This window comes from Frigidibacter oleivorans, from assembly GCF_003993775.1.
Lineage (GTDB): Bacteria > Pseudomonadota > Alphaproteobacteria > Rhodobacterales > Rhodobacteraceae > Frigidibacter > Frigidibacter oleivorans.
In genome coordinates this window covers 1-19,875 of the sequence record NZ_RJRZ01000025.1, presented here as the reverse complement: position 1 = coordinate 19,875, position 19,875 = coordinate 1, and the positions used below count along the sequence as shown (strand labels likewise).

18 protein-coding genes and 1 tRNA gene are annotated in these 19,875 nt (G+C 69.4%); 9 read left to right on the top strand and 10 right to left on the bottom strand.

Annotated elements, in window-relative coordinates:
* Positions 1-155: 155 nt before the first annotated feature.
* Both EEY80_RS19135 and EEY80_RS19130 read right to left on the bottom strand, forming a co-directional pair.
* The gene (locus tag EEY80_RS19135) at positions 156-650 is read right to left on the bottom strand and encodes an SRPBCC domain-containing protein (RefSeq protein WP_235829917.1); all 495 of its coding nucleotides are present in this window, start codon (positions 648-650) and stop codon (positions 156-158) included.
* Positions 616-990 carry an ArsR/SmtB family transcription factor gene (locus EEY80_RS19130; RefSeq protein WP_126979398.1) on the bottom strand — a complete coding sequence of 125 codons (375 nt, stop codon included), beginning with the start codon at positions 988-990 and terminating at the stop codon, positions 616-618. Before EEY80_RS19130 ends, EEY80_RS19135 begins: the two co-directional genes overlap by 35 nt.
* Before the next feature lie 102 nt (positions 991-1,092).
* Between EEY80_RS19130 and dnaE the strand changes: the two genes are divergently transcribed.
* A complete protein-coding gene (gene dnaE / locus EEY80_RS19125; protein ID WP_126979396.1) occupies positions 1,093-4,593 on the top strand; it encodes a DNA polymerase III subunit alpha in 3,501 nt (1,166 codons plus the stop codon).
* Here dnaE and EEY80_RS19120 read toward each other — a convergent pair whose 3' ends face one another.
* The 4 genes from EEY80_RS19120 to EEY80_RS19105 all read right to left on the bottom strand — a co-directional run bounded on the left by EEY80_RS19120 (position 4,594) and on the right by EEY80_RS19105 (position 8,868).
* On the bottom strand, positions 4,594-5,676 hold the full coding sequence (locus EEY80_RS19120; protein WP_164738328.1) for an AbrB family transcriptional regulator: 1,083 nt from the start codon (positions 5,674-5,676) through the stop codon (positions 4,594-4,596).
* Positions 5,677-5,750: 74 nt separating this feature from the next.
* The gene (locus tag EEY80_RS19115) at positions 5,751-8,108 is read right to left on the bottom strand and encodes a Tex family protein (RefSeq protein ID WP_164738327.1); all 2,358 of its coding nucleotides are present in this window, start codon (positions 8,106-8,108) and stop codon (positions 5,751-5,753) included.
* 83 nt (positions 8,109-8,191) lie between these two features.
* A complete protein-coding gene (locus EEY80_RS19110; protein WP_126979390.1) occupies positions 8,192-8,536 on the bottom strand; it encodes an antibiotic biosynthesis monooxygenase family protein in 345 nt (114 codons plus the stop codon).
* On the bottom strand, positions 8,533-8,868 hold the full coding sequence (locus tag EEY80_RS19105; protein ID WP_126979388.1) for an NIPSNAP family protein: 336 nt from the start codon (positions 8,866-8,868) through the stop codon (positions 8,533-8,535). The genes EEY80_RS19110 and EEY80_RS19105 overlap by 4 nt, the downstream gene beginning before the upstream one ends.
* Before the next feature lie 103 nt (positions 8,869-8,971).
* On the opposite strand from EEY80_RS19105, the gene EEY80_RS19100 reads away from it, so the two are divergent.
* The 4 genes from EEY80_RS19100 to EEY80_RS19085 all read left to right on the top strand — a co-directional run bounded on the left by EEY80_RS19100 (position 8,972) and on the right by EEY80_RS19085 (position 11,159).
* Positions 8,972-9,736 carry an ArsR/SmtB family transcription factor gene (locus tag EEY80_RS19100; protein ID WP_126979386.1) on the top strand — a complete coding sequence of 255 codons (765 nt, stop codon included), beginning with the start codon at positions 8,972-8,974 and terminating at the stop codon, positions 9,734-9,736.
* A 112-nt stretch (positions 9,737-9,848) separates the two neighbouring features.
* On the top strand, positions 9,849-10,139 hold the full coding sequence (gene rpmB, locus EEY80_RS19095; RefSeq protein WP_126979384.1) for a 50S ribosomal protein L28: 291 nt from the start codon (positions 9,849-9,851) through the stop codon (positions 10,137-10,139).
* Positions 10,140-10,259: 120 nt separating this feature from the next.
* Entirely contained in the window at positions 10,260-10,610 is a 351-nt protein-coding gene (locus EEY80_RS19090) for a hypothetical protein (protein WP_126979382.1), read from the top strand.
* A 36-nt stretch (positions 10,611-10,646) separates the two neighbouring features.
* A complete protein-coding gene (locus tag EEY80_RS19085) occupies positions 10,647-11,159 on the top strand; it encodes a copper chaperone PCu(A)C (RefSeq protein WP_126979380.1) in 513 nt (170 codons plus the stop codon).
* Between the two features lie 6 nt (positions 11,160-11,165).
* Here the strand turns inward: EEY80_RS19085 and EEY80_RS19080 are convergent, their stop codons facing one another.
* The gene (locus tag EEY80_RS19080; protein ID WP_126979378.1) at positions 11,166-11,864 is read right to left on the bottom strand and encodes an NAD-dependent deacylase; all 699 of its coding nucleotides are present in this window, start codon (positions 11,862-11,864) and stop codon (positions 11,166-11,168) included.
* Entirely contained in the window at positions 11,861-12,190 is a 330-nt protein-coding gene (locus tag EEY80_RS19075; RefSeq protein ID WP_235829916.1) for a hypothetical protein, read from the bottom strand. The genes EEY80_RS19080 and EEY80_RS19075 overlap by 4 nt, the downstream gene beginning before the upstream one ends.
* A gap of 165 nt (positions 12,191-12,355) precedes the next feature.
* On the opposite strand from EEY80_RS19075, the gene lepA reads away from it, so the two are divergent.
* Entirely contained in the window at positions 12,356-14,155 is a 1,800-nt protein-coding gene (lepA, locus tag EEY80_RS19070; protein ID WP_126979376.1) for a translation elongation factor 4, read from the top strand.
* 27 nt (positions 14,156-14,182) lie between these two features.
* Here lepA and EEY80_RS19065 read toward each other — a convergent pair whose 3' ends face one another.
* Positions 14,183-14,584 carry a carboxypeptidase-like regulatory domain-containing protein gene (locus tag EEY80_RS19065; RefSeq protein ID WP_126979374.1) on the bottom strand — a complete coding sequence of 134 codons (402 nt, stop codon included), beginning with the start codon at positions 14,582-14,584 and terminating at the stop codon, positions 14,183-14,185.
* The gene (locus EEY80_RS19060) at positions 14,581-15,102 is read right to left on the bottom strand and encodes a hypothetical protein (RefSeq protein ID WP_126979372.1); all 522 of its coding nucleotides are present in this window, start codon (positions 15,100-15,102) and stop codon (positions 14,581-14,583) included. The genes EEY80_RS19065 and EEY80_RS19060 overlap by 4 nt, the downstream gene beginning before the upstream one ends.
* 163 nt (positions 15,103-15,265) lie before the next feature.
* Here EEY80_RS19060 and EEY80_RS19055 point away from each other — a divergent pair.
* The 3 genes from EEY80_RS19055 (at position 15,266) to EEY80_RS19045 (ending at position 19,295) form a co-directional block, all read left to right on the top strand.
* Positions 15,266-15,339, top strand: a tRNA-Gly gene (locus EEY80_RS19055).
* 160 nt (positions 15,340-15,499) lie between these two features.
* On the top strand, positions 15,500-17,287 hold the full coding sequence (locus tag EEY80_RS19050) for an ABC transporter transmembrane domain-containing protein (protein WP_126979370.1): 1,788 nt from the start codon (positions 15,500-15,502) through the stop codon (positions 17,285-17,287).
* Between the two features lie 106 nt (positions 17,288-17,393).
* Positions 17,394-19,295 (top strand): acyl-CoA synthetase, encoded by a 1,902-nt coding sequence (locus tag EEY80_RS19045; RefSeq protein ID WP_126979368.1) that lies wholly within the window; start codon positions 17,394-17,396, stop codon positions 19,293-19,295.
* Positions 19,296-19,875 lie beyond the last annotated feature (580 nt).

Here is a 19,875-nt window from a genome sequence, read left to right as displayed (position 1 = left end):
ATGCGCAGCCGCCCGATGCGGCGGAAAGCGGCGGCGCGCCCGTGTCGCTGTTTTCAGCAAAGCCGAGCGCGCCGGTCTTGGCAAGGGGCGCCGCGGGGGCGCCACCGGAGCGGCGCCCGCGCATCATGCAATTGACCGGAAAGCGGGCAGCGGCCTCAGCCGAGGCTCGCCGCCACCGCCTCGAGCTGGCCCGCCACCTGGCCCCAGCCGGAGTCGAAGCCCATCTCGCGGTGCTTCTGTGCCGCCTCGGCATTGGCATGGCGGGCGATCACCCGGTATTCGCAGCCGCCCTCGACCGGGGTCAGCAGGATGTCGGCGGTGAAGAAGGCCTCGTCCTTGGGCCGGAACCCCTGCGACAGCGCATCGGTGAACACCAGCCGCCGCCCCGGTTCGGCCAGCAGGACGCAGCCCTCGCCGCCGATCTCGCCGAATTCCTCGAAGACCATCTTGGTGTAGAAGCGTCCGCCCGGCACCGGCTCGATCACCGCCTCGGTCGTCTTGCCGGGGGCGGGCGCGAAGAACTGCTTCAGCAGTTCCGGTTCCGTCCAGCAGCGCCAGATATTCATCGGGCTCGCGGCCATGCGGCGCACCAGCAGCAGGTCGTTCGGGCCGGGATCATGGGTCGGGGCGGGGCTTTGCGTCATGTCCATCGTCGTCTCCTGTAGGGTCCTGTCGTTCGAGCGCTTCGGCCAGCGCCTGCAGGCGGTCGGTCCGCGCCTCCCACAGGTGGCGCTGGCGGGCCAGCCAGTCCTCGGCCGCAGCCAGCGGCGCCGCCTCGACCTGCACCACCCGCACCCGCCCGGCCTTGTGCGACCGGACGAGCCCCGAGCCTTCCAGCACCTTCAGATGGCGCAGGAAGGTGGGCAGGGCGATGTCATGCGGCGCATGCAGTTCCCCCACCGAGGCGGGGCCCTGCGCCAGCCGCTCGATCACCGCCCGGCGCGTGGGGTCGGCGATGGCGGCGAAGAAGCGGTCGAGATGGTTAGCCATGCAGCTAGGTATCACGATCCGGCGCGTCGGGCAAGGACGGTTAGCATCGCGGCTAACCGTTGCGCCCTTCCGCCGCCCGGTCGGGGGGCCTATCTTCGCGCCATGTCAGATCCCCGATTCATCCATCTGCGCGTCCATACCGAATATTCGCTGCTGGAAGGCGCCGTGCCGGTGAAGAAGCTGGTTAAGACCGTGGCAGAGATGGGCATGCCCGCCGTCGCGGTGACCGATACCAACAACCTGTTCGCGGCGCTGGAATTTTCGGTGACGGCCAAGGGGGCGGGGGTGCAGCCGATCGTCGGCTGCCAGGTCGATGTGACCCACGATCCGGCCCAGCCGGGCGAACGCCCGCGGCTGCCTGCGCCGGTGGTCCTGCTGGCGCAGGATGCGGCGGGCTATGCCAACCTGATGAAGCTGAATTCCTGCCTCTACCTCGACGCCGGGGGCGAGCTACCGCAGGTGACGGTGGAGGAACTCGCCGCCCATGCCGAGGGGCTGATCTGCCTGACCGGCGGGCCGGAGGGCGCGGTGGGCCGTCTGCTGCAGGCGGGGCAGCCGGCCAAGGCGCAGGCGCTGATGACCCGTCTGGCGGCGATCTATCCGGGGCGGCTCTATGTGGAACTGCAGCGCCATCCGGGCGAGGGCGGCCAGCCGCCCGAGGCGGAGCGGGCGACGGAGCGGCCCTTCGTCGACATGGCCTATGCGATGGACCTGCCGCTGGTCGCCACTAATGACGTCTATTTCCCGAAGGCCGAGATGTACGAGGCGCATGACGCGCTGATCTGCATCGCCGAGGGCGCCTATGTCGACCAGCAGGAGCCGCGCCGCCGCCTGACGCCGCAGCACTATCTGAAGACTGAGGCGGAGATGTGCGCGCTGTTCGCGGATCTGCCCGAGGCGCTGGAGAACAGCGTCGAGATCGCCCGCCGCTGCGCCTTTGCCGCGGCCAAGCACAAGCCGATCCTGCCGCGATTCGCCGATGACGAGGTCGAGGAACTGCGCCGCCAGGCCTGGGAGGGGCTGCGCGCAAGGCTGGCGGTGATCCCCCATGCCGCGCCGGTCGAGGTGTACGAAGAGCGGCTGCGCTTCGAGATCGACATCATCGAGAAGATGGGTTTTCCCGGCTATTTCCTGATCGTGGCCGACTTCATCAAATGGGCCAAGACGAAAGGCATTCCGGTCGGGCCGGGGCGGGGGTCGGGCGCGGGCAGCCTCGTGGCCTATGCGCTGACGATCACCGACCTCGATCCGCTGCGCTATGCGCTGCTCTTCGAACGCTTCCTGAACCCGGAACGGGTGTCGATGCCCGACTTCGACATCGACTTCTGCATGGACCGCCGCGAAGAGGTGATCCGCTACGTGCAGGAGAAATACGGGCGCGAGAAGGTGGGCCAGATCATCACCTTCGGCGCGCTGCTGTCCAAGGCCGCCGTGCGCGACGTGGGCCGGGTGCTGCAACTGTCCTACGGGCAGGTGGACCGGCTGTCGAAGATGATCCCGGTCGAGGGGGTGAAGCCGGTCTCGATCACCAAGGCGCTGGCCGACGAGCCGCGCCTGCGCGAGGCGGCGCGGGAAGAGGTGGTGGGACGGCTTCTCGCCTATGCCGAACAGATCGAGGGGCTGCTGCGCAATGCCTCGACCCATGCGGCGGGGGTGGTGATCGGCGACCGTCCGCTCGACGCGCTGGTGCCGCTTTATCAGGATCCGCGGTCGGACATGCCGGCCACCCAGTTCAACATGAAATGGGTGGAACAGGCGGGGCTCGTGAAGTTCGACTTCCTCGGCCTGAAGACGCTGACCGTGATCCAGAACGCCATCGACCTGATCCGCGCTTCGGGCCGGCAGCTGCACGAGGCGGCGGACGGCCGGCGGCTTTATGACCCCGCGCCCGGCACCGAGAACGACATCGGCCATATCCCGCTGGACGATGCCGCCAGCTACGAACTCTACGCCAATGCCCGCACTGTCGCAGTGTTCCAGGTGGAAAGCTCGGGCATGATGGATGCGCTGCGGCGGATGAAGCCCACCTGCATCGAGGATATCGTCGCGCTGGTGGCGCTGTATCGTCCTGGCCCGATGGAAAACATCCCCGTCTACTGCGAGGTCAAGCACGGGCTGCGGCCGCTGGAATCGATCCATCCCACCATCGACCACATCCTGAAGGAAACCCAGGGCATCATCGTCTATCAGGAACAGGTGATGCAGATCGCGCAGGTGATGGGGGGCTATTCGCTGGGGGGCGCCGACCTCTTGCGCCGGGCGATGGGCAAGAAGATCGCCGAGGAGATGGCGAAGGAGCGTCCGAAGTTCATCGAGGGCTGCAAGGCCACCCATGGCATCGACGCGAAGAAGGCGGGCGAGGTCTTCGACCTGCTGGAGAAGTTCGCCAATTACGGCTTCAACAAGTCGCATGCCGCGGCCTATGCGGTGGTCAGCTACCAGACCGCATGGCTGAAGGCGAACCACCCGGTCGAGTTCATGGCCGGGGTGATGAACTGCGATATCCACCTGACCGACAAGCTCGCCGTCTACAAGCGCGAGGTCGACCGCATGGGGATCGTGACCGAGCCGCCCTGCGTCAACCGCTCGCTGGCGAGTTTCAGCGTCTCGGGGGGACGGGTGCTCTACGCGCTCGGCGCGCTGAAGAACGTCGGGGTCGAGGCGATGAACCTGATCGTCCAGGCGCGGGGCGACCGGCCCTTCGCCAGCCTGTTCGACTTCGCCCGGCGGGTGGACCTGAAACGGGTGGGCAAGCGCCCGCTGGAGATGCTGGCCCGCGCTGGCGCCTTCGACCGGCTGGACCCGAACCGCCGCCGGGTCTTCGACAGTCTCGACGCGCTGGTCGCCTGGTCGGCAGCGGTGCACGATGCCGCCTCTTCGGCGCAGGTGTCGCTGTTCGGCGCGGGGGGCGACGACCTGCCCGAACCGCGGCTGGCGGCGGGCGACGACTGGCTGCCCGCCGAACGGCTGGCGCAGGAACACGGCGCGGTGGGCTTCTACCTGACCGGGCATCCGCTGGACGACTACATGCCGGTGCTGAAGCGGCAGAAGGTGCAGACGCTGGCCGAACTGACCGAGGCGGCGCAGGCCGGACCCCGCGTGGCCAAGCTGGCGGGCACCGTGTCCTCGCGGCAGGAACGGAAGTCGGCCAAGGGCAACCGCTTCGCCTTCGTGCAGCTGTCCGATCCGACCGGGCTCTACGAGGTGACGGTGTTTTCCGAGACGCTGGAGGCGAACCGCCAGTATTTGGAACCGGGCAGTGCCGTGGTGCTGACGGTCGAGGCCAATCTGGAAGGCGAGACGCTGAAGCTGTTGTGCCGCAAGGCCCAGCCCATCGACGCGGTCGCGGCCGAGGCGGGCAGCAGCGGCCTGCGCATCCATGTGGCGGCCGAGACGGCCGTCGCCTCGGTCGCGGCGCTGTTCCAGCGAGTGCAGGCCGAGGCGAAGGCGCGGGCCGGGCGCGGCCCGGTCAGCCTCTGCGTCACCGACCCCGAGACTGGCGCCGAGATCGAGATCGCGCTGCCCGCGCCCATGCCGGTCAGCCCGCAGATCAAGGGCGCGCTGAAGGCCATCGGCGGGGTGGTGATGGTCGAGGAGATCTGATCAGCCGCGCAGGTGCCGGGCGAAGAGCTTGGCGAACAGCACTGCCAGCACGATCCGCAGCACATGGTGCAGGGTGACGTAGATCACGCTGATCTGCAGCGACACCGCCACCAGCGACATTTCCGCCAGACCGCCGGGGGCGAAGGCCAGCATCACCGCCGTCGCCGGTTCCTGCACCAGCGGCGCGAAGGTGATGCCGATGACCAGCGCCATGGCCATCATCACCCCGAAATTGACCAGCGCCAGCCGCAGCGCCAGCAGCAGCGACTGCATCCGCACCCCGGCAAAGCGCATGCCCAGCGTGGTGCCGATCACCGTCTGGGTGGCCGCGATCATCCATTGCGGCGGGACGGTCTGGGTCAGTCCCGCCAGATGCGCCGCCGCCGACAGGACCAAAGGCCCGGTAACCAGCCCCGCCGGCATGCCGATCCGCATCCCGGCCCAGCACCCGATCGCCCCCGCCGCGAAGAGGATCGCCACGTCCTGCAGCCCCAGCGGCAGGGTGCCGCCGCCCAGCGTGGCGCCGCCCGCGGACCCGACGGCATGCCCGGTCAGGATGGCGAAGCCGATCGGCACCAGCACCACGGTCAGGATCAGCCGCAGGAATTGCAGCATGGTCAGCATCGGGATATCGGCGCCCATCTCCTCGCCCATCTGGATGGTCTCCAGCAGGCCGCCGGGGGCGCTGCCGAAATAGGCGGTGGGGGCATCGACCCGGCCGCTGGCCTTCAGCGCGCGATAGCCGATCTGGTGGGCGACCGGGATGAAGATCACGAGGCAGACCAGCGAGGGCCACCAGTGCCGCGCCTCGGCAAAGATCTCGGGCCGGAAGGCGCCGCCGATCGAGACGCCGATCACCGGGATGGCGATGGCGCGCAGTTGTAGGGGCACATGCGGCGGGCGCCCGGCCAGCCGCAGCCCCGCCAGTGCGGCGCCGGCCACGGCCAGCAGAGACCCGAGCATGAAGGGCAGGGGCAGGCCCAGGGCCTGCGCTGCGAAACCGCCCGCGGCGGCCAGGCCGAGGGTCAGCGCCACGCCGGGCAGGTGCACCTCGTTGCGACCAAGACGAAAGCTGAAAGGCATGGGCTCTCCTACATCCGGGCCATGCCTTTGCATGCGACGGAATGCAAGCGGCTAGCGCCGGCCGCCGGGCAAAATCACTTGCGCCGCATCGCGTCGAGCAGCGCGGCGCCGAGCCCGCCCATGTCGCTGCCGCCGGTGGCAGAGGGGGCGCTGCCGCGCGGGCCGCGCGGGGCCGGACCCTTGCCCGCGGGTTTGCCGCCCGGGCCGGCGGCCGCCGCCGGGCCGCGCCTGTCGTCGCGCTCGCCGCCGCCATCCTTCCGCATGGTCAGGCCGATCCGCTTGCGCGCCACGTCCACCTCGGTCACGCGGACCTTCACCACATCGCCCGCCTTCACCACCTCATGCGGGTCCTTCACGAAGCGGTCGGCCAACTGGCTGACATGAACCAGCCCGTCCTGATGCACGCCGATATCGACGAAGGCGCCGAACGCCGCGACATTGGTGACGGTGCCTTCCAGCAGCATCCCCGGGCGCAGGTCCTTGATGTCGTCCACCCCCTCGGCGAAGCTCGCGGTGCGGAAGCTCGGGCGCGGGTCGCGGCCGGGCTTTTCCAGTTCCGCGAGGATGTCCTTCACGGTGGGCAGGCCGAAGCGGTCGTCGGCGAATTCTGTTGGCTCCAGCCGTTTCAGCACCGCCGGATCGGCCATGACCGCCCGCAGGTCGCGCCCGCAGGCCTTCACGATGCGGCGGGCGAGGTCATAGGCCTCGGGGTGGACGGCCGATGCGTCCAGCGGTTCGCGCCCGTCGGGAATGCGCAGGAAGCCCGCCGCCTGCTCGAAGGCCTTGGGACCAAGCCGCGCCACCTTCAACAGATCCTTGCGGGTGGCGAAGGCGCCGTTCTGGTCGCGGTGCAGCACGATGGCCTCGGCCAGCGACGGGCCGAGCCCCGACACCCGCGACAGCAGCGGGGCCGAGGCGGTGTTCAGGTCGACGCCGACCGCGTTCACCGCATCCTCGACCACGCCTTCCAGCGACCGGCCGAGACGGTGCTGGTCCACGTCATGCTGATACTGGCCGACGCCGATGGATTTCGGCTCGATCTTCACCAGTTCGGCCAGCGGGTCCTGCAGGCGGCGGGCGATCGAGACGGCGCCGCGCAGGCTGACATCCAGATCGGGAAATTCAGCGGCAGCCAGCGGCGAGGCGGAATAGACCGAGGCGCCGGCCTCGCTGACGATCACCTTCACCGGCTTCGGCGCGCCCTTCGGGTCCGGCGGCAGCGCGGCCAGCAGATCCGCCACCAGCCGCTCGGTCTCGCGGCTGGCGGTGCCGTTGCCGAGCGCGATCAGCCCGACGCCGTGGCGGCGGATCAGTGCCGCGAGCGTCGCCTGCGCACCGCGCAGGTCGTTCTTCGGCTGGAAGGGATAGACGGTCGCCGTCTCCAGCAGCTTGCCCGTCGCATCCACCACCGCCACCTTGCAGCCGGTGCGGATGCCCGGATCCACGCCCATCGTCACCCGGCCCCCGGCCGGGGCGGCCAGCAGCAGGTCCTTGAGGTTGCGGGCGAAGACGCGGATCGCCTCCTCCTCTGCCCGGTCGCGCAGGTCGGCCATCAGGTCGATGGTCAGCGCGGTGCGCAGCTTCACGCGCCAGGCCCACCCCGCCGCCTGCGCCAGCCACAGGTCGCCGGGCTGTTTCGTGACGGCCTTCAGGGTGGCGCGCACCATGCCTTCCGCCGGCGACTGGCCGGGCGCGGCATCGGCGTCGATCTCCAGATCCAGGGACAGAACGCCCTCGTTCCGGCCGCGCAGCATCGCCAGCACCCGGTGGCTGGGCGCCCGGGACCACGGTTCGGCATGGGCGAAATAATCGGAGAACTTCGCGCCCTCGGCCTCTTTCCCCGGCACGACCCGGGCCGAGAGGACGGCCACGTCCTTCATATGCGTCCTGAGCCGGCCCAGAAGGTCGGCATCCTCTGCAAGCCCCTCCGCCACGATGTCGCGCGCGCCCTCCAGCGCGGCCTTGGCATCGGGGACTGCCTCGCTCAGGTAGCCCGTCGCCAGCACCGCCGGGTCACGGCTGCGGTCGGCAAGGATCGCCTCGGCCAGCGGCCCGAGCCCGTTTTCCCGCGCGATCATCGCCCGGGTCCGGCGCTTGGGCTTGTAGGGCAGGTAGAGGTCTTCCAGCTCTGCCTTGGTCGCGGCCCGGCCGATATCGGTCTCCAGCTCTGCCGTCAGCTTGCCTTGGTCGCGGATCGAGCCGAGGATCGCCGCCCGCCGCGCCTCCATCTCGCGCAGATAGGTCAGGCGCTCGGCCAGCGTCCGCAACTGCGTGTCGTCGAGCCCGCCCGTCGCCTCTTTCCGGTAGCGCGCGACGAAGGGCACGGTGGCCCCCCCGTCGAGCAGCGCGATCGCGGCGCCCACCTGATCCGGGCGGGCCCCGATCTCGGCGGCGATGGTCAGGGGGATTCGGCGGGCGGGGTCTTCCATCATGGGCTTCCGGTCTGTCACGGGACTGTCACGAAGCCCGGACCTTAGCGGGGGATCGCGCCGGGGGGAATGGCGCGCCACCCGCATCAGCCGTGACGGCCGCGCGAATCCGCCGGCGCGCCGTCGCGGTCGGTCAGGCCATAGTCGCGCAGCACCGCTGCCACCCGCAGCCGGTAGCCGGCGAAGAGGCCCGCGCGCCCGGCGGCCTGCGCCGCGCGGTGTTCGGGCAGGTCGCGCCATGCGGCCACCGCCGCCTCGTCCCGGAAGAAGGACAGCGACAGCAGCTTGCCCGGGGTTGCAAGGCTCTCGAAGCGTTCGACCGAGATGAAGCCGGGCAGGCGTTCCAGCAGGGGTTTCAGCGCGGCGGCCTCGGCGAGATAGTCCTCGCCGCGCCCCGGCGCGGGCTCCACCTCGAAGATCACCGCGATCACAGGGGGTGATCCGTCAGCGGCGCGTGGGGGCCGGACACCAGCCGCAGGAAGGTGCGGTCCTCGCGCCGGATGAAGCGTTCCCGCTGCGCGAAGGCATAGTTTTCGCGCCCCAGCGGGTCGGCGGCGAGGCGGGCGCGATAGGCCTCGTAGGCGGCGAGGCTGGGCACGCGGTAGATGCCATAGGCCAGCGTGGCCGAGCCTTCGGCCGGGCCGAAATAGCCGATCAGGTCGGCGCCGCAGCGCGGGATCGCCTGCCCCCAGGTGCGGGCATAGGTGGCGAAGGCCTCGTGCGCGGTGGGGTCGATGTCATAGCGGATGATGCAGGTCAGCATGGTGTCTCCGTGTTTTGCCCGGCGGTTTGCGTGTCATGCCGGGCGTCGTGCCCCGCCACCCTGCCCGATTGCGCGGCGCGGATGCTTCGTCTAGCGTCGAAGCATGACCGAAGGCCCCGACATTTCCCGCGCTGCCGCACTGCTGGGCGATCCGGCCCGGGCCGCGATGCTGGCCGCGCTGATGCGCGGGCCGGCGCTGACCGCCAGCGAACTGGCGGCAGAGGCGGGGGTGACGGCCTCCACCGCCTCGGCGCATCTGGCCCGGCTGGAGGCGGGCGGCATGGTTCAGCCGCGCCGGCAGGGGCGTCACCGCTATTTCAGCCTGGCCTCGGAGGAGGTGGCGGCACTGATCGAGGCGCTGATGCGCTTTGCGGGGGCGGGCGCTGTCGCCGGCCCCGCGCGCCCCACCCGCCTGCCCGGGCCGCGCGATCCGGCGCTGCGGCAGGCGCGGGTCTGCTACAACCACCTGGCCGGTACGGCGGGCGTGCAGCTGTACGACAGCCTGCTGTCGCGCGGCTTTCTGACGCTGTCGGCAGAGGGGCCTGACCTGACCGACGCGGGGCGGGCATTCGTGGCGGGCTTCGGGCTGGACCTGCCGGGGCTGATGGCGGGGCGGCCGCCTTTGTGCCGCGACTGTCTTGACTGGAGCGCGCGGCGCAGCCATCTGGGCGGGCGGCTCGGCCGGGCTTTCCTGTCGCGGATGGAGGCGCAGGGCTGGCTGCGGCGGGTCGAGGGCAGCCGCGCGATCCGCTTCACCCCGCCCGGCGCCCGCGCCTTCGCCGCGGCATTTCCTGCGCCCGCCCGCGATCCGGCCAGCGATCCGGCCCGCGCCGCCCCCGATGAATCGCTTGACGTCCCCGCTCTTTGACCCTATCAGGCGCGGACCGAATTCGGGGCGTCCGGAACGACGCCCCTTCTGTCATGAATGGCCGCTCTGCCGCCTGCGGGTAATCGGCCCGGGAAAACGAAGGAACGAAACGATGTCGCGCGTCTGCGAACTGACCGGCAAGGGCCCGATGTCGGGCAACAACATCAGCCACGCGAACAACAAGACGCGTCGCCGCTTCCTGCCGAACCTGAACGACGTCACGCTGATCTCGGACGTGCTGGGCCAGTCGTTCAAGCTGCGCGTCTCGGCCGCCGGGCTGCGCTCGGTCGACCATCGCGGCGGGCTCGACGCCTTCCTCGCCAAGGCGAAGGACGACGAACTGTCGGACAAGGCGCTGAAGATCAAGAAAGACATCGCCAAGGCGCAGGCCAGCGCAGCCTGAACTTCCGCAGGCAGGCCTGGGCCTGCCGCGCCGGTGCACCGACCGAGCCCCGCCCCGACCGGCGGGGCTGCTGCGTTTTGACGCTTTCCCTGCCGGGCCCGGCCGGGCTATGACCCGCCCATGCGCGCGACCCTGCGATCCCTTGCCACGACGCTGCTGATCCTGATCGTCGGGGTCACCAGCCAGTCGATGGCCATCGCCCGGGGACAGACGCGCATCGCCGATACGGTGGTGATCTGTTCCGGCTACGGGATCGTCTCGATCCAGGTCGATGCCGAGGGCAACCCCGTCGGCGCACCGCATATCTGCCCGGACATGGCGCTGTCGCTGCTGGCCGCGCCCGAGGTCGCGCCGCCGGTCCTGTTGCGCCCCGAAGGTGGCATCCGGCGGGTAGAGCCGCGCGACATCGCCCGCGCCGCCGCCGGCCGTGCGGTCGCCGCACAGGCGCGGGGGCCGCCGCTGTTCGCTTGATCCGCATCCCAGCATTGACCGGACAAGGAACCAGACATGAAACTTTTCGCCCTTCTGACCGCCGCCGCGGTCGCCGCCGCCCTGCCCGCTGCCGCCCATGACGGGGTCGCGGTCCGCGACGCCTATGCCCGCAGCAGCGGTGCCATGGCCAAGACCGCCGCCGCCTTCATGGTGATCGAGAACCATTCCGACCAGCCCGACCGGCTGATCTCTGCCACGTCGGACGTGGCGGAGCGGGTGGAACTGCACACGCACAAGGCCAGCGCCGATGGCGTCATGCAGATGCTGAAGATCGAGGATGGCATCGCCATCGCGCCGCATGGCGAACATGCGCTGGCGCGGGGCGGGGACCATGTGATGTTCCTCGGCCTGACGCGGCCGCTGGCGCAGGGCGACATGGTCGAGGTCACGCTGAGCTTCGAGCGCGCGGGGGAGGTCACGGTCGAACTTCCCGTCGATCTGAACCGTGCCGATGCCCCCGCGATGGGCGCCATGGATCACGGTGCGGGTCATGGTGGCCACGAGGGCCACGCCGCCCCGTCGAACTGAGCCGGATCAGCCCATCAGGCCCGCCACCCAGTCCGGCACCAGTTGCGTCGCCGGGCCGTGGCGGGCCTCGTCGAATTCGTGGCTGAGCGCCGAGGGGTCGAGGTTCAGCTCCAGCGTCCGCGCCCCGGCCCGGGCGGCCGTCTGCGCGAAGGCCGCCGCCGGGTAGACCTGACCCGAGGTGCCGATCGACACGAACAGGTCGGCCTCGGCCAGCGCATCCCAGATCTCGTCCATGCGATAGGGGATTTCGCCGAACCAGACGATATCGGGCCGGGTCGCCGGCCGGCCGCAGGCGGGGCAGGGGGCGTCGTGGCGCATCACGGGTGGCGCGGGCCAGCGTTCGCCACAGGCATGGCAGAGCGCGCCGTTCAGCGCCCCGTGCATATGGATGACGTTCCGCGAGCCGGCGCGTTCGTGCAGGTCGTCCACGTTTTGCGTCACGATCAGCAGCCGGTGCGGGCCGCCCGCCTCGAGCCGGGCCAGCGCGACATGGGCGGCATTGGGCTGGGCCGCCATCGCCGCCGCCCGCCGGGCGTTGTAGAAGCGGTGGACCAGCACGGGGTCGCGGGCAAAGCCTTCGGGCGTCGCCACTTCCTCGATCCGGTGCGCTTCCCACAGGCCGTCGGCGGCGCGGAAGGTGGCGATGCCGCTTTCGGCGGAAATGCCCGCGCCGGTCAGCACCACGATGTTCAACGGCCGGGTCATCCGCAGCTTGCCTCGGCCTGCCGCCCGAAGGCCGCGTAGCGTTGCCAGAATTCCTCGTGGTCGCGCCGGTCGGACTGGCGGATCTTCTGTGCTTGGTCGGGGTCGCGGAACAGCCGGGCCGCCAGCCGCTGGTCGCCCCGCGTCAGCATCCGTTCGGCGAGCGTGCCGATGCAGGCGCATGTCGCGGGGGTCGCCGCCGGACGGTCCGACCGCTTGCACGCGCTTTCAACCGGACCCGCCGGGGCCGGCGCCGCGATGCCGGCCGCCAGCGCGGCGGTGGCGATCAGCAGCAGCGGGCGGGGCATGGAACGGGGCGGGAGCGTCATCGGGGCCTTGCGCGGGGAATGCCGGAGCGGGACAGGCGCGACCATGCCCGTTCAGGCCGGCCCGATCAAGCCAAGCGAGCAGGGGGGGACCGGTCCCGGGCCACCCGCGCGGGGTGCGCGCGATCCCCCTTCCCGGCCCTTGCAAGGCAGGCTATATCGCCCGCCATGACCGAGCTTTCCCAGATCCGCAACTTTTCCATCGTGGCGCATATCGACCACGGCAAATCCACGCTGGCGGATCGCCTGATCCAGATGACCGGCACCGTGGCGGAACGGGACATGAAGGCGCAGCTGCTCGACTCGATGGATATCGAGCGCGAGCGGGGCATCACCATCAAGGCCAACACCGTGCGGATCGAGTATCCGGCCAAAGACGGCAAGACCTATGTGCTGAACCTGATCGACACGCCCGGCCATGTCGACTTCGCCTATGAGGTCAGCCGGTCGATGCGCGCCGTCGAAGGCTCGCTGCTGGTCGTCGATGCCTCTCAGGGTGTCGAGGCGCAGACGCTGGCCAATGTCTATCAGGCCATCGACGCTGGGCATGAAATCGTGCCGGTGCTGAACAAGATCGACCTGCCTGCCGCGGAACCGGAGCGCGTGAAGGAGCAGATCGAGGATGTGATCGGCATTGACGCGCAGGACGCGATCCCGATCTCGGCCAAGTCGGGCCTCGGCATTCCCGATGTGCTGGAGGCGATCGTGCAGCGGCTGCCGGCGCCGAAGGGCGACCGCGACGCGGCCCTGAAGGCGATGCTGGTGGACAGCTGGTACGACCCTTACCTGGGCGTCGTGGTCATGATCCGGGTGATGGACGGCGTCATCCGCAAGGGCGACCGCATCCGCATGATGCAGACCGGCGCGCTCTACGGCATCGACAAGCTGGCGGTGCTGAAACCGCAGATGGTGGACATCCCCGAGCTTGGCCCCGGCGAGATCGGGGTGCTGACCGCCAGCATCAAGCAGGTGCGCGACACCCGCGTCGGCGACACCATCACGCATGAGAAGAAGGGCTGCGAGGCGCCGCTGCCGGGGTTCAAGCCCGCGCAGCCGGTGGTGTTCTGCGGCCTGTTCCCGGTCGACGCCAATGATTTCGAGGCGCTGCGCGACGCGATCGAGAAGCTGGCGCTGAACGATGCCTCCTTCAGTTCCGAGATGGAGACATCGGCGGCGCTCGGGTTCGGGTTCCGCTGCGGCTTTCTCGGGCTGCTGCATCTGGAGGTGATCCGCGACCGGCTGGAACGGGAATACGACCTCGACCTGATCACCACCGCGCCTTCGGTCGTGTTCAAGCTGCACATGCGCGACGGCGAGGTGCGCGAGCTGCACAACCCGGCGGACATGCCCGACCTGACCTATGTCGACCATATCGAGGAACCGCGGATCCGCGCCACGATCATGGTGCCCGACGAATTTCTCGGCGACGTGCTGAAGCTGTGCCAGGACCGGCGCGGGATCCAGATGGACCTGACCTATGCCGGCAACCGGGCGATGGCGGTCTATGACCTGCCGCTGGCCGAGGTGGTGTTCGACTTCTACGACCGGCTGAAATCGGTGACCAAGGGCTATGCGAGCTTCGACTACCAGATCTCGGAATATCGCGAGGATTATCTGGTGAAGATGTCGATCCTGGTGAATGACGAACCGGTGGACGCGCTGTCGATGATGGTGCATCGCGACCGCGCCGAAAGCCGCGGCCGGGCGATGGTGGAAAAGCTGAAGGAGCTGATCCCCCGCCACATGTTCAAGATCCCGATCCAGGCCGCCATCGGCGGCCGGGTGATCGCGCGCGAGACGCTGTCGGCGATGCGCAAGGACGTGACCGCCAAATGCTATGGCGGCGACGCCACGCGAAAACGCAAGCTGCTGGACAAGCAGAAGGCCGGCAAGAAGAAGATGCGCCAGTTCGGCAAGGTCGAGATTCCGCAGGAAGCCTTCATCAACGCCCTGAAGATGGACAGCTGAGGACGGGAGCGCCGAAGGGGCCGGGTCTCAGTTCATCGGCGGGTTCTGGAACGGCGTCACGGTGAGCGGGGCGATTTCCGTCAGGCTGGCCGCCTCTTCCATCGGGGGCGCGGTCCAGCGGAACAGGTTCCAGCCCGCCTCCTGTTCGGGCACGGTCACGGTGAAGGGCGCGGCCTTGTCGAGTTCGGTCGTCAGCATCGCGCTGTAGTCGCCGGGTTCCAGCCCCATCAGCTTGAACCGGCCTTCCGTATCGGTGATCGCCACCAGCTCCTGGCTTTGTCCGGCGATGATGACGGGGTAGCCTGCGACGGCGCTGCCGTTCGGGGTCAGGACCTGCCCCGCCACGCCGCCCAGCATCGTTTCGGCGGCCGACGGACCGGACGGGCCCGCGGCAAGAAGGGTGGCGAGGATCGCGGCCCTGCGTGTCATTGCCCAAGTCTCCCCTTGAAGTGAAAGCTGGCGGGTTCCGCGACGACCTCGGTGGGGCCATGCGTCAGTTCGTACGTCAGCCGTCCGTCCGGCGACACGCCCGACACGACGAAAGCCACCACATTATAGGTATCCGGGCGGTCGACGTTCAGCGTCAGGCTGCCGCCTTCGGAGGCCAGCTGCGTGCCGGCACGCATGTAGCGCAGCGGGATCGCCCCCACCACCAGACCGTTGTTGCGGAAGGCATCGCTGACCGCCAGATCGACGTTCAGCGGGATCTTGTCGAATTCCACCGGGATGCGGTTCACGACCCAGGAGGTGAGGGCCGCGCCGATCAGCACCGCGACCAGCGACGGGTAGTTCGTCTTCATCTTGCCGAAGAAGGGCAGTTCGATTTCCGTGGGCTGGCCATTCGCGTCGACCACGACCTGCTGTCGCAGCAGGGCCCAGACCCCGCCGAGCGAGATGAGAAGCGCCGTGACAAGTGCAAGATAAGAGACGCCGGAAAGAGTGCTCATGGATCACCCCGTGTCTGAAAAGTCGCTGCGTTGAATGGTCGGAGCCTACCACAGGTTGTGCGGCCGGCAAAGCGAGTCGGGATCCGGCGGGGGCGGGCGTCGTCCCGGGGGCGGTCGGCGCCGGCTTGCGCTTGCCCGCCGGTAGCGATAATGAGAGCGCCACGCGGGCGTTGTGTAATGGTAAGACCCCTGCCTTCCAAGCAGGAGACGCGGGTTCGATTCCCGCCGCCCGCTCCATCCCGCCCGACTTTGCCATGGCCGGATCGCCGCTCGGCACTGCGTTCCCCGCGTCGCAGGTGGCCTCGCTGCGTCGCATCGCCACCCCGCCCGATCCTGCTTTGCCTTGCCCCACGACCCGCCAGCCCCTAAACGGCGCACAGCCGCGAGGGAGGTTGCATTGGCCAGACGACCCAGCACAGCCACCGGAGACAGGGCAGCGTCGAGGCGCGTCGGCGCGCTGCGGGCGCTGGCGCCCTTCGTGCGGCCCTATCGGCGGCTGGTGGCGGGCGCGCTGGCCGCGTTGACGCTGACGGCCTCGGTCAGCCTGATCCTGCCCATCGCGGTGCGGCGTGTGGTGGACAGCTTCAATGCGGGCGGGCGGTTGCTGGACCAGTATTTCCTCGCCGCGCTCGGCATCGCCGCGCTGCTGGCGGTGGGGACGGGGCTGCGCTACTACCTCGTGACCCGGCTGGGCGAACGGGTGGTGGCCGATATCCGCACCGCCGTCTTCGCCCGGGTGGTGGGCATGAGCCCCGGCTTCTTCGAACGGGTGATGACCGGCGAGATCATCAGCCGCATCACCACCGACACCACGCTGATCCTGTCGGTGATCGGCTCCTCCGTTTCTATCGCGCTGCGCAACCTGCTGATCCTTGCGGGCGGGATGGTGCTGTTGCTGCTGACCTCGGCCAAGCTGACGGGGCTGGTTCTGCTGATCGTGCCGGCGGTGATCGTGCCGATCGTGGTGCTGGGGCGGCGGCTGCGGACCCTGGGACGCGAGAACCAGGACTGGATCGCGCAATCCTCGGGTGCGGCATCCGAGGTGCTGCTGTCTGCGCAGACGGTGCAGGCCTTCACGCATGAGGACCGCAGCCGCGCCGACTTTGCCCGCATCACCGAGACCGCCTTCGACTCGGCGCGCCGCCGGATCGGCACCCGCGCGATGATGACGGTGATCGTGATCTTCCTCGTCTTCGCCGGTGTGGTGGGCGTGCTGTGGGTGGGCGCGCGCGATGTCCGCTCCGGCGCGATGAGCGTGGGCGAGCTGGTGCAGTTCGTCATCTATGCGGTGATGGTGGCGGGATCGGTCGGCGCGCTGTCCGAGATCTGGGGCGAGTTGCAGCGGGCGGCGGGGGCGACAGAGCGGCTGTCGGAACTGCTGGCGGCCGAGGATCCGGTGCAGGACCCGCCCGCGCCGCGGCCGCTGCCCCGGCCCGCGCGCGGCGAGGTCCGGTTCGAGAATGTGGTCTTCCGCTATCCGACGCGGGCCGATGTTTCGGCCCTGGACGGCGTGGACCTGCAGATCCGCGCGGGCGAGACGGTGGCGCTGGTCGGGCCCTCGGGCGCGGGCAAGACCACGGTGATCCAGCTGATCCAGCGCTTCTACGATCCGCAGGCGGGGCGGGTGACGCTGGACGGCATCGACCTGCGCGACATGGCCCGCGCCGATTTCCGGCAGGCGATGGCGCTGGTGCCGCAGGACCCGGCGATCTTCGCCGCCAGCGCGCGGGACAACATCCGCTTCGGCCGGCCGGGCGCCACGGATGCCGAGGTGGAGGCCGCCGCCCGCGCCGCCGATGCGCATGATTTCCTGACGGCGCTGCCGCAGGGCTATGACAGCTGGGTGGGCGAGCGCGGGGTGATGCTGTCCGGCGGGCAGAAGCAGCGCATCGCCATCGCCCGCGCCATCCTGCGCGACGCGCCGGTTCTGCTGCTGGACGAGGCGACGAGCGCGCTCGACGCCGAGAGCGAGCGCGCGGTGCAGCAGGCGGTCGACCGGCTGGCCGAGGGGCGGACGACCGTGGTGGTGGCGCACCGGCTGGCCACGGTGAAGAAGGCCGACCGCATCGTCGTCTTCGACCGGGGGCGGATCGTGGCGCAGGGCACGCATGACGCGCTGGTGGCCGAGGGCGGGCTTTATGCCCGGCTGGCGCGGCTGCAATTCGCGGGGGCTGCGGCCGAGTAGCGGCAGCCACGCGCCCCGGGGCCGCAGCGTCACTCTTGCGGGGCGCGGACCGAAATCCCATCCTCGACAATGGAGAAGCCCCCGCAAGGGGCCGAGGGAGGACAAGATGCCGACATTCGCCTCGGTTGCGGACCGCGATGCGGTCGAACGCGAGATGCCTTGGGCCAGCCGCGAGGTGGCGCCCACGATCTACCAGTTCCTGACGCGCACCCGCGATGCGCATGGCGACCGCCCGGCGGTATCGTTCCAGCTGCTCGCCGGCCCGAAGGACCCGTCCGAAACGCTGACATGGCGCGAGTTGCACCGGCAGGTCACGCAGCTGGCCAACCTGCTGCGCCGGCTGGGTGTGGGCGAGGACGATACCGTCGCCTATGTGATGCCCAACTGCATCGAGACGGCGGTCGCGCTGCTGGCCGGGGCGACGGCGGGGATCGTGAACCCGATCAACCCGCTGCTGGAGCCCGAACATATCGCCGGCATCCTGCGCGAGACGAAGGCGAAGGTCGTGATCACGCTCAAGGTCTTTCCGAAGACCGACATTGCGCAGAAGGTGGCGCAGGCGGTGGCGGGCGCGCCCGGGGTCACCACGGTGCTGGAGGTCGACCTCAACCGCTATCTGACTCCGCCCAAGCGCTGGATCGTGCCGATGATCCGCCCGAAGGTCGAGGTGCGGCACAAGGCGCGGGTGATGGACATGAACCGCGCCGCGGCGGCCGAACCCGGCGACCGCCTGACCTTCGCCGACAGCACGGGCGACCGCGTCGCCGCCTATTTCCACACCGGCGGCACCACCGGCATGCCGAAGATCGCCCAGCACAAATATTCGGGCATGATCTACAACGGCTGGCTGGGGGGACGGCTGCTGTTCGACAGCAGGGATGTGCTGTTCTGCCCGCTGCCGCTGTTCCACGTCTTCGCGGCCTATCCGGTGTTCATGAGCTGCATCGACAGCGGCGCGCATATGGTGCTGCCGACGCCCGCCGGCTATCGCGGCGACGGCGTCTTCGACAACTTCTGGAAGCTGATCGAGCGCTGGGGCGTGACCTTCCTGATCACCGTGCCCACGGCCATCTCTGCGCTGATGCAGCGCAAGGTGGATGCGGATGTGTCGAGCCTGAAGACCGCCATTTCCGGCTCCGCCCCGCTGCCGGTCGAGCTGTACAACCGGTTCCGGGCCGCGACCGGGGTCGAGATCGCCGAGGGCTATGGCCTGACCGAGGCGACCTGCCTCGTCTCCTGCAACCCGCCCGATGGCGCGAAGAAGGTGGGCTCGGTCGGGCTGGTCCTGCCCTATACCCATGTCCGCATCCTGATGAACACGCCCGAGGGCGACGTCATCCGCGAATGCGCGACCGACGAGGTCGGCGAGATTTGCGTGGCCAATCCCGGCGTGTTCGAGGGCTCTACCTATACCGAGGTCGACAAGAACCGCGGCCTCTTCGCCGAAGGGCGCTATCTGCGGACGGGCGATCTGGGGAAGATCGACGCCGACGGCTATCTGTGGATCACCGGGCGGGCCAAGGACCTGATCATCCGCGGCGGCCACAACATCGACCCGGCCGAGATCGAGGCGGCGATGCTCAGCCATCCCGCCGTCGCCTTCGCCGGCGCCATCGGCCAGCCCGATGCCTTTGCCGGCGAACTGCCCTGCGTCTATGTCGAGCTGGTGGAGGGCGCCCGGGCCAGCGAGAGCGAGCTGCTGGACCATGCCCGCGCCCGCATCAACGAACGCGCGGCGGTGCCCAAGCATGTCGAGATCCTGCCGCAGCTGCCGAAGACGGCGGTGGGCAAGATCTTCAAGCCCGACCTGCGGAGGATGGCAATCCGCCGCGTCTATGACGCCGCGCTGGCGGGCGCGGGGCTTGCCGCCCATGTCGAGGAGGTGGTCGAGGATCGCAGCCGGGGCCTCGTGGCCCGGATCGCCTGCGACGGCGATGTCGACATGACAAAACTGCGCGCCTGCCTCGGCGAGTTCGCGGGACCCTGGGATCTCGCCGCGCGGCACTGACGATCCCGCGCTGGCGTCAGACTTTGGGCGTCAGACCTTGGCGTCAGACCGATGTCGGGCCGTCCTTCGGGGCGGCCCGATCGATTCCGGGTCAGGGCTGCGTCGAGGGGTGTTCCGGGGGCGGTTGCGGGGGAGGCGACTCGCCGTCGGACGCGCTGCGAGTCGGGCGCGGCGGGTGACCCAGCGGCAGGGCAGGCCGATTCATCCCCGCCTTGCCCCTGCCGGGGTACCGCAAGGTGCCTGCCGAAACGGCACAGCCCCAACAAAACAAGGCTCTGCGAAGAATTTGTGACGCGGGCCGAAAAAAGCGCTTGCGCTGCCCCCTCACTCTCCGTAGAAACCCCCTCACCGAAGCGGCGGCGACAACGAAACGCCGGCGCGACGGTCCGAAGACGGACGGAAACGGACGGCGACGGTACGGAAATCGAGGCAAGTCCGAGCGGTTGCGCCAGGAAGTTACGGCGCACCTGTTTTGATTTTGTCTGGCTCTTTGACAATTTGGTATACTGAAGAGATATGCGGGCGGTTTGGTCTGTTTCGACGGACGAAGCTCTTGCATATCGGCTCACTAGCCTTCTGG